This window comes from Microcoleus sp. Pol1C5, assembly GCF_036701115.1.
Lineage (GTDB): Bacteria > Cyanobacteriota > Cyanobacteriia > Cyanobacteriales > Microcoleaceae > Microcoleus.
In genome coordinates this window covers 67348-78387 of sequence record NZ_JAUBQE010000038.1, presented here as the reverse complement: position 1 = coordinate 78387, position 11040 = coordinate 67348, and the positions used below count along the sequence as shown (strand labels likewise).

Genomic DNA, 11040 nt, shown 5'->3' with positions numbered 1-11040 from the left:
TTTTTCACTCAACAATTGAAACCTATAATTGGTAAAGGTTTTAGATATTTTATTACATTTGTACGGGGGAAGTCCAGATTAAATCAATGTCACCTCTACCCCCTGACTTGCATTTAATTCGAGTTTTCTATGATGCTTGCCCTGTAAGGCTTTTAATATCGTTCCAAAAACTGTCCGGACTATTGTTCTATGCAGCTTCATATTAAATGGATATAAGTGGGCAAAATCTTTACTCCATAAAGATTTCAGGCGGGTTGTCACCCTCCCTGGGCAATCGCAAAAGTCGTTATTGCAGTTAGAAGAAAATGCTGGAACTTTGGAAAAACCTTTTTGCTATAGCACCGTTTATCCCCCACGGGCATTGCTATCTCTGGAAGCCAGGGCTAGTGGGGCTTCATATTGTTTCCGACTTGCTGATTGCCCTGGCTTATTATTCAATCCCGATAACGCTGCTCTATTTTGTTCGTAAGCGACGAGATTTACCCTACTCCTGGATATTTCTGCTATTTAGCGCCTTCATCGTCGCTTGTGGTACCACTCACTTGATGGAGATTTGGACGCTATGGCATCCCACTTATTGGCTGAGTGGTTGCCTTAAAGCCATAACCGCGTTCGTTTCTGTATTAACAGCGATAGAGCTGGTGCCATTAGTGCCACAAGCATTAGCGCTCCGGAGTCCCGCAGAGATGGAGGCAGCTAACCGAGAATTAGAGCGCGAGATTGGAGAGCGCAAAATTGCACAAGCAGCACTTCAAGAGCGAGAGCAGTTTTTAAGCAACATTTATAACTCCGTGACAGACACCCTTTGGGTGGTGGAACAGCTTGAGGATGGCGAATTTCAAGTTGTCAGCATGAATCGAGCCATTGAATCCTCAAGTGGAACTTTGACCGAGAATTGGATTGGTAAACGGCTGGACGAACTGTGGGACATTGAGACAGCGGCTACGATTCGGGCGCATTACTATGACTGTTTGCAGCAAGGTAAAACAATCTCTTATGAGGAGAATCTTCCTTTTGGAGAACAGATTTGTTGCTTTCTCACCACCTTAACGCCTTTAGTAGATCGCGATGCGCGAACTCGCTTACTCGGTGTCAGCATGGATATCACCGAACGCAAGCGAGTTGAAAACGCTTTGAGAGAAAGTGAAGAACGCTGGCAGTTAGCGTTGCGGGGTAACAATGATGGAATTTGGGATTGGAATGTCGGAACGAAAGAAGTCTTTTTCTCAGCGCGATGGAAGGAAATACTGGGTTACGAGGATCGCGAAATTTCCCACCATTTAGATGAATGGGCTAAACGAGTCCATCCAGACGATTTTGCCTGGGTGATGGAAACAATCCAAAATCACTTTGCTAAAAAAACTCCTTTTTACGAAACCGAACACCGCGTTTTATGTAAGGACGGAACTTATAAATGGATTCTCGATCGCGGTCAGGCACTCTGGGATGACAGTGGCAATCCGGTGAGAATGGTGGGTTCTTCTACCGATATAGCAGAACGCAAGCGAACTGAAGAAGAACTGCGTTGGAAAGAAACGTTGCTGCGTGCAATGACCGATGCTTCGCCACTCGCTTTTTTTGTTGTAGATAACCGTAGCGATGCCATTCTCTATTTCAATCACCGCTTCTGCAAAATCTGGGGCATCGAACACCTAGAGGAACAGATGCAGCAGGGTCAACTGAAAAACAACGATATCATTCCTGACTGTTTGCCTGCCGTTGCAGATGTTCCGGCTTTTGCCGAATCCTGCAAACTGCTGCAAACTGAAGAAAATCGAGCCGTTGTTGAAGATGAAATTCCTTTTAGCGACGGGCGCACGATTCGTCGTTTCTCGACACAAATTCGCGACGATAGCGATCGCTATTTCGGACGGCTTTATCTATTTGAAGATATTACCGAACGCAAGCAAATAGAAGAACAACTGCAACTGGCTGATTTTTCGCTCGAACACTCCTCTCTCGGCCTTGCCTGGGTCGATCGCGATGCCAGAATTTTGCGGGTGAACCAAACAGCCTGCGAGCAAAGAGGATATTCTCGCGAAGAGTTGCTGTCGATGCGCGTCTGGGAGGCCGATCCTAATTTTCCGATTGAGGTATGGCCGCACCATTGGCAACAACTTAAAGAGCAAAAAACACTTTCATTTACTTCTCAACATTCCAAAAAAGATGGTAGTGTTCTTCCCGTAGAAATAACGCTGAATTATCTGGAATTTAACGGCAAAGAATACAGTTTTGCTTGCGATCGCGATATCAGCGATCGCTATCGCGCAGAGGAAGCACTGCGAGCCTCTCAAGCACGCCTCTTTGGAGTCCTAGACATTGCTGATGAGGCAATTATCTCAGTAGACTCCAGCCAACGCATTACCCTATATAACCAGGGCGCAGAACGGATTTTTGGCTATACTTCCGAGGAAATGCTCGGTCAGACTCTCGACCGACTTTTGCCAGAACGCTTTGGGGCAAATCATCGCCAGCACGTAGAGCAATTTGCTCAATCTGCCCAAACAGCAAGGAAGATGGGTAGGCGCGGCGAAATTGTCGGTCGCCGTAAAGATGGCACGGAATTTCCGGCTGAAGCTTCAATTTCTCAACTGGAATTGCCAGAAGAAAAAGTTTTTACTGTTTTTCTGCGCGACATTAGCGAACGGCAAGCCGCGCTTCGCGAACGCAAACAGGCAGAAACAGCCTTAAAAGAAAGTGAAGCCCGCTTCCAAGCATTTATGAATTACAGCCCCGCTGCGGCTTGGATTACGGATAGAAATGGGCAAATTCTCTACTTCAGCCAAACCTATGCCCGTATGTTCAATTTGCCAACCAAATATTCAGTTGGCAAAGTAGACCTCAACATCTATCCGGCTGAGTTTAGGCAGGAATATTTAAAAAATATTCGCAAAGTTGTAGAAACCAATCAAACGATCGAAGCCATTGAACTGGCTCCCCTCGCGGACGGCAGTATTGGCGAGTTTCTGGTTTACAAGTTTCCGCTGCCCAGTTCATCGGGGCAAGTTTTGGTTGGCGGAGTCGCGATCGATATTACCGAGCGCAAAAAAGCAGAGGCAGCCCTGCAACAGCGAGAACAAGAGTTCCGCGCTCTAGTAGAAAATGCGCCCGATATTATTATGCGATTGGATCGGGAATGCCGCTATCTCTATATCAACCCCCCGGTTGAACGGCAATCGGGAATTCCTCCTGCCGCGTTTATCGGTAAAACTATTAACGAATTAGGTACGCCCGAAACGTTAGTTAATCTTTGGCAAACAACCATTGAGCAGGTATTTGAAACGGGTTGCGAGCAAAGTATTGAATACGAAATTCCAGGGGGTGCAGGGCTAAATTATTACGCTTCTCGCGTAGTGCCTGAGTTTGGTGGTGATGGCTCGGTGCAGTCGGTTTTAGCAGTTGCGCGCGATATCACCGAACTCAAAGTTACAGAAGCAGCTCTAGAAAAGGCTCGCGACGAGTTAGAAATTAGAGTCAGACAACGCACTGCCCTACTCGCAACAGCTAATAAAGAATTGCGACAGGAAATTAGCGATCGCCAACAAGCACAAGCTGCCCTGCAAGCGTCGGAAGCCAGACTAAAAGAAGTGCTTGATAATACAGCCGCTTTCATTTCCTCGGCACACATTCATCCTGACAAAGTCTGGGAATACGTATACTATTCCCCAAATGGAGAGGAAATTTTTGGCTACAAAGGAGAAGAATTCGCCGCCGATCCGAGCCTGTGGTTCTCTAGAATTCTTCCTAAAGATGTTGAGGCAATCGTTCTGCCAGCGATGGAAGATTTTTATGCCGGACGGAAAATCACTATAGAGTATCGATTCCGCCATAAAAATGGCAATTTGCTTTGGTTATCTAACACTTTGCTGGCTAAAAAGCACAAATCTGAAGATTACTGGTTTGCTACTGGAATAGTTACTGACATCACCGAACGCAAACAAGCAGAACAAGCATTGCAGGAAAGCGAACAGCGCTTTGCTACTTTGGCGAAAACCGCCCCCGTCGGCATATACCGTAACGATACTCAAGGCTATTGCGTGTACGGTAACGAACACTGTTTAGAAATGGCCGGACTTTCTTTAGAAGAATTAATCAATGAGGGTTGGGTAACAGCGATACATCCAGACGATCGCGATCGCGTTATTACTGCTTGGAATAGTTTCATACAACAAGGCATTCCCTATTGCTACGAAATCCGCTTGCAGCGACGCGATGGCAGCATGATCTGGGTATTGGCACAAGCGATCGCGGAAAAAGATGTCGATGGAAAAATTATCGGTTACATCGGCACCCTTACCGATATTACGGAGCGCAAACAGGCAGAACAACTTTTAAAAAATTACAACCAAATTTTAGAAACTCAGGTGCAAGAACGCACGGCTGCACTAACCCAAATAAATGCTCAATTAGAGCAGGAAATTGAGGAGCGCAAGCACATAGAAACCCAATTACGGCGCAGCGAAACAAAACTATCAGCCATCCTAGATAATGCAGGTGCCTGTATTTATATCAAAGATTTGAACGGTACCTACACTTATGTCAATCGCTTAACTGAGGAACTTTTTGGATGTAGCGCAACTGAAATTATCGGAGCGAACGATCGCAAGTTTTTTAGCGAAGAGTTAGCTGTAACTTACAAAGAAAATAGCTATCTCGTCACAAACAGCGGCCTTGTCCATCGCTTTGAAGAAGTAGGACTCGATCGTCATGGAGAGCTTCATTACTTTTTAGCGACCAAAGTTCCTTTAAAAAACTCTGACGGCGATGTTTATGCCATGTGTGGTATTTCGACAGATATTACCGAACTCAAGAAGACAGAAGCTGCACTCAGGCAAAGCGAAGAACGAATGCAGGCGCTTTTGAGCGCAATACCCGATTTGATGGTGCGGCACCAGGTAGATGGGACTTATTTAGATGTGGCGGGAAATGACACTACCTTACAGGTGCCGCGCGAAGCGCTAATTGGCAGAAAGCTACAAGACACCTGCCTTCCCGAACAAATTAAAACCGACTTTCTCGACCGTTTTCAGGTAGTAGCGGAAACCGGAACGCTAGAACTTTACGAACACGACCTCGAAACCCCTGATGGTGTCCACAGTTACGAAACGCGCATAGTAAAAAGCGGTGCCGATGAGGTTGTATGTCTGGTGCGGGACATCACCGAACGCAAGCGATCGCAAGCCGCCCTCAAAGAGAGCGAAGAACGCTACCGTACTTTAATAGCAGCAATGGCAGAGGGGATTGTCTTGCAAGATGCTGACGGTGCGATTCGTACTTGTAATGCCAGTGCCAAACGCATTTTGGGCTTGTCTCGCAAGCAAATGATGGGGCGAACTTCTCGCGATCCCAAGTGGCGAGCGGTGCGCGAAGACGGTTCCCCCTTCCCTGGAGAAGAACACCCGGCAATGGTGACGCTGCGAACGGGCAAAGCTTGCTCGAACGTGGTGATGGGAGTCCACAAACTTGATGGTAGTTTTACCTGGATTTCTATTAATACCCAACCTTTATTTCGATCGGGCGAACCTCTTCCTGACGGAGTGGTTTGCTCATTCGCTGATATTACCGCTCGCAAACAGGCAGAAGAGGCACTGCGGCAAAGCGAAGCGCGTTATCGTGGCATTCTTGAAGATCAGACAGAACTCATTGCTCGGTTATTACCCGATGGCACTTTTACTTATGTCAACGAGGCTTACTGTCAATTTTTTGGCATAACGCGGGAAGAACTTGTGGGATATGACTACGAACCCGTTGTGCTTGAGGAAGACCGGGAATATGTGGCTCAATGCGTCAATAAAATCAGTTGGCAAAATCCAGTTGTTACTATTGAAAATCGAGTGATTGCTGGCGGAAAAATTCGTTGGACGCACTGGACTAACCGAGGCATATTTGATAGCAACGGTCACTTAATAGAGTTGCAAGCAGTAGGAAGAGATATCACCAAGCGCAAACTTGCTGAAGAAAACCTGCGACGATACGAAAAGATTGTTGCCACTACTACTGATGCAATTTGTTTAATCGATCGCAACTACACCTATCAAATTGTTAACCAAGCATACCTGAATTGGCATAACCGCTCTCAAGAAGAAATACTCGGACGTACTATTAGTGAAGTTTTGGGTAAAGAGCTGTTTGAAACTTACATCAAGCCAAAAGGCGACCGATGCTTAAATGGGGAAATCATTCAATACGAACTATGGTTTAAATATCCCAATGCTGAAGAGAAATTTCTCAGCGCTACCTACGCTCCTTATTTTGAAGCAGATGGCACTATTTCAGGTTTAGTGGTGAGTTTGCGTAACCTCACCGAACTGAAACTAATGGAAACGGCGTTGCAGCAGAGCGAATCTACTCTACGAGCTTTCTTCAACAGTAGCGTCATGATGATGGGCATTGTAGAGCTGTATGAAGATGACTTTTTGCATCTATCTGCTAACCTAGCAACCGCACAATTCTTCGGTACCACCCCTGATGCGATGCAGAATCACTTCGTTGGTAAATCTGGAATGCCACGATGGCTCGTGCAACTTTGGCTGGGCCACTACTGGGAAGCTGTAAGAACTCAAGCTCCAGTCAGATTTGAATACGCTCACGAAACTCCTACAGGACAAAAGTGGCTGTCTGCCAGCGTTTGCCCTATTTCAATTGGCTCTGAGGGTCGTCCGAAATTGTCTTACATTGTCGAAGATATTAGCGATCGCAAACGCGCAGAAGAAGCGCTACAGCAGAGCGAATCTACCCTTCGCAGCTTCTTTGACAGCGGCTCAATGCTGATGGGGATTGTTGAGCTGTATGAGGACGATATTCTGCATCTTTCCGATAACCTAACATCAGCGAGGTTTTTCGGCACTACTCCAGAACAGATGAAAAATCGCTTCGCAAGTGAGATGGGAGTGCCACCAGCACACCGACGACAGTGGATGGAGCGCTACCGAGAAGCTTTACACGATCGAGCTGTCGTGCGCTTTGAATATCCTCACGAGACTCCAACCGAACAAAAATGGCTCTCTGCCAGCGTTTGCCCGATTGGAATTGGCCCTAACGGTCGTCCGAGATTGTCCTACGTTGTCGAAGATATTAGCGATCGCAAACGCGCAGAAGAAGCACTGCGCCTCAGCGAAGGTCGGCTCAAACACCTGACGGCTAGCATTCCGGGAACCCTTTATTCCTTTGGATACTACCCCGATGGTTCAGCCCAGTTTGAATATGTCAGTCCCGGTTGCCGAGATATGTTTGAAATCGAGCCGGAGCAGATCCTAAAAGATCGAAATTTCCTCGAAAACCAAATTTCTCCCGATGACCGATCCAGCTTTGAAGAGGCAATTACTCGTTCCCTTCAAAACTTGGAACCGCTCACTTCTGAATGGCGCAGCATTGCTCCTTCTGGGAAACTAAGATGGCTGCGCGTCCAAGCTCAACCCGAAGCCCGCGAAGATGGTTCTAAAGTTTGGCATGGGGTGATATTAGATATTAGCGATCGCAAATTTGCAGAAGAAAAGCTCAAACAAGCCGAGTATAAATATCGCACCTTGGTTGAGCAAATTCCAGGAGTTGTTTATATCTCTCCAATTGGGGAAACAACCGAGCAAGCTTATATCAGCCCGCAACTGCAACAATTGCTGGAAGTTCCTTCAGAAGAGTGGTCTGCTGGCTTCTTTAATAGTTGGGCCGATTTCGTACATCCAGAAGATCGCGATCGCGTTTTGCAAACCATAAGCACCACGATTTCCACGAGAGAGCCATTGAGCGTCGAGTATCGCATGATAACTCGCAATGGCAAAACGATCTGGGTAAAAGATATCTCAAATTTCGTTCTTGTCGCCGACGGACAGACTCAAGTGCTTCAGGGTTTAGCCTTCGATATTAGCGATCGCAAGCAAATAGAGCAAGCGCTACAAGAAAGCAACGAGCGTTTTCAGCTAGCAACATCGGCAGTAAAAGGATTTATCTACGACTGGGATTTCAAGCAGAATAGCGTTTTGCGGACGCAGGGACTATTTGAACTTGTTGGGTACCGCCCCGAAGAAGCCGACGCGAACGTTGAGTGGGGGAACGAACACGTCCATCCAGAAGATTTCCCCAAAATGTCCCAACAGCTATCGGAAGCCCTTGCGAACGAAACTCAAAGTTATTATCTGTTGGAATACCGACTTCGCCATCGAGACGGTCACTACGTTTACGTGTCCGATTACGGCACGCTCATGCGAGATGCCAACGGACGAGCAATCCGAGCCGTAGGTCATGCCATAGATGTGAGCGAACAGCAAGCTGCGCTTCGCGAACGCAGAAAGGCAGAAGCAGCTTTGCAAAAAGCACTCCAAGCCGCCCAAGCTGCATCCATCGCTAAGAGCCGCTTCCTGTCTAACATGAGCCATGAACTGCGTACTCCTCTCAACGCCATTCTCGGTTTTAGCCAGGTGATGGTTCGCAGTAGTTCCGTTACCTCTGAGCAAAAAGAACAGCTAAACATCATCAACCGTAGTGGCGAACATTTGCTTAATTTAATCAACGATATTTTATCATTGTCCAAAATTGAAGCAGGCCAAACTACGCTCAATGAAAGTCGCTTTGACCTGTATCAGCTACTGAACGATATAGAACAAATGTTCAAATTCAAAGCGATTTCTAAAGGCTTGCAGCTAACCTTTGAACGGGCATTAAATGTTCCCCAATACTTGGAAACTGACGAAAATAAATTGCGTCAAGTTTTAATTAATTTGCTAGGAAATTCACTTAAATTTACTGCTTCCGGTCACATCGCCTTACGACTGAAAAAGGGTCGGATATCAGAAAAATTTGCTCTCCCAAACCTTGGCTCCAAAACTTATTTGTTGTTTGAAATTGAAGACACTGGTCCCGGCATTGCTCCCGATGAAATTAAAACTTTATTCGACCCCTTCGTACAAACAGAAGCAGGTCGCAAATCGATGCAAGGAACGGGGCTGGGCTTACCTATCAGCCAACAATTCGTAGAGATGATGGGAGGACAGATTGCAGTCAGCAGTCAACTCGGTCAGGGAACAATTTTCACATTCGATATCCTCGCCAGCGAGGTTGATGAATCTGATGACAAGAGTTTATCGATTACCCAGGAAGTTATTGGATTAGAGCCAAATCAACCTGTGTACCGCATTCTAGTTGTTGAGGATGTCGAAGAGAACCGTCAGTTGCTCTTAAGCATACTCAAACCGTTAGGATTTGAAGTGCGAGAAGCGGTTAACGGTCAAGAAGCGATCGCTTTGTGGTCAACTTGGAAACCACACTTAATCTGGATGGATATGCGAATGCCCGTCATGGACGGCTACGAAGCAACTAGAGAAATAAAAGCTTTGGAACAGCAAAGTGCAGTAGCTGGAGAGAATCACAACTTACCTGCCAACTCATCATCTACCAACGAAACAAAAATTATTGCTTTAACTGCTAGTGCTTTTGACGAAGATCGAGCCAAGATTATGACAGCAGGCTGCGATGACTTTATACATAAGCCTTTTCTAGAGTCGGTGCTATTTGACAAGATGGCTCAACACTTAGGAGTCCGTTATATTTATCAAGAGGATTTGTCGGATAGCTCACCTGAGCTAGCAACACCGAGAAACTTAACACTAGAGGATCTAAACGTCATGCCTTCTGAGTGGATAGCACAGTTCCGACACGAGGTGCTTTGTGCTAACGACGAGGTAATATTGCAGCTAATCGACCAAATTCCCGAAAGCGAGGCAAGTTTAGCACGCACCCTGACAGATTTGATTAATAACTTTCGCTTAGATATACTCTTTGATTTAATCCGAGCATCTAGTAATGAATAGCCATCAAGTACCCGCTTCTTTTGGGGACATCCTCATCGTTGACGATCATCCAGACAACCTCCGAGTTTTGTCCGCTATCCTTACCGGGTCTGGATATAAAGTCCGGAAGGCAATTAACGGTCAGCTAGCTTTAAAAGTTGCCCAAAATTCTCCCCCCGCTCTGATTTTACTTGACATTTTGATGCCAGAAATGGATGGCTATGAAGTTGCCTCGTTGCTCAAAACTCATCCACAAACAGCGGAGATTCCAGTAATTTTTATCAGCGCTCTTGACGATGTATTTGATAAAGTAAAAGCCTTTGATGCTGGAGGGGTAGATTACATTACCAAACCCTTTCAGTCAGCCGAAGTTTTAGCTCGCATTAAAAACCAACTAATTATCCGCAATTTGTATCTCAAACTTCAGAAGCAAGCACAGAAAATCGCCGAGCAAAATACATTGCTACAACAGGAAATCAAGAATCGTAAACAAGCTGAATCTGCTTTGGTTGAAGCTAATATCGAGCTACAGCGTCTCGCCTCTTTAGATAGCTTAACAGGAATCGCTAATCGTCGTCAGTTCAATGAATCTCTCAATAGAGAGTGGCAACGGATGGCACGAGAGCAATTACCCTTATCTTTGATTTTAGGTGACATTGATTATTTCAAAAAATACAATGATACTTATGGTCATTTAGCCGGGGATTTCTGTCTACAGCAAGTGGCTCAAGCGATTAGCCGTGCTATTAAGCGTCCGGGAGATATATTGGCTCGTTACGGAGGTGAAGAATTCGCTGTAATTCTACCTAATACAAAAGCTGAAGGATCGCTAAAAGTCGCTGAGGCGATCCGGCATGAAGTGCTAAATCTTAAAATTGCTCACCCTCAATCTGCTGTTAATAAATACGTCACCTTGAGTCTGGGCGTTTTCAGTGTAGTTCCCCAGGACACCTCTGACCCGTCAATCTTGATTGCTGCGGCCGATCAAGGATTATATGAAGCTAAAGAGCAGGGGAGAAACCGCTCAATTGTGAAAACTTTTTAATCTGAAGTTCCCCCCGTAGAGGGGATGTTCAAATCTCTCAAATCCTTGCAATACAAGGAAGAATTTCCTTTTTGCCCCTTGATGGCGTACCCATGTATTTTAAGAATTTATTCCGATTTATTTCGGCAGATACGTGGCATAATTGTAGTCATATATCGAACGTGTTCCAAACAGAAACTCTCCCCCTGCCGTATGACTTCGCGAGTCCTACCG

At 45.9% G+C, this 11040-nt stretch carries 2 protein-coding genes; both read left to right on the top strand.

Annotated elements, in window-relative coordinates; all coding sequences use genetic code 11:
* Positions 1-305: 305 nt before the first annotated feature.
* Positions 306-9803 carry a PAS domain S-box protein gene (locus tag QUA23_RS20555; protein WP_333077853.1) on the top strand — a complete coding sequence of 3166 codons (9498 nt, stop codon included), beginning with the start codon at positions 306-308 and terminating at the stop codon, positions 9801-9803.
* Positions 9796-10827, top strand: coding sequence for a PleD family two-component system response regulator (locus QUA23_RS20550; protein ID WP_333077852.1), 1032 nt, complete (start codon positions 9796-9798; stop codon positions 10825-10827). Before QUA23_RS20555 ends, QUA23_RS20550 begins: the two co-directional genes overlap by 8 nt.
* The last annotated feature ends 213 nt before the right edge of the window (positions 10828-11040 follow it).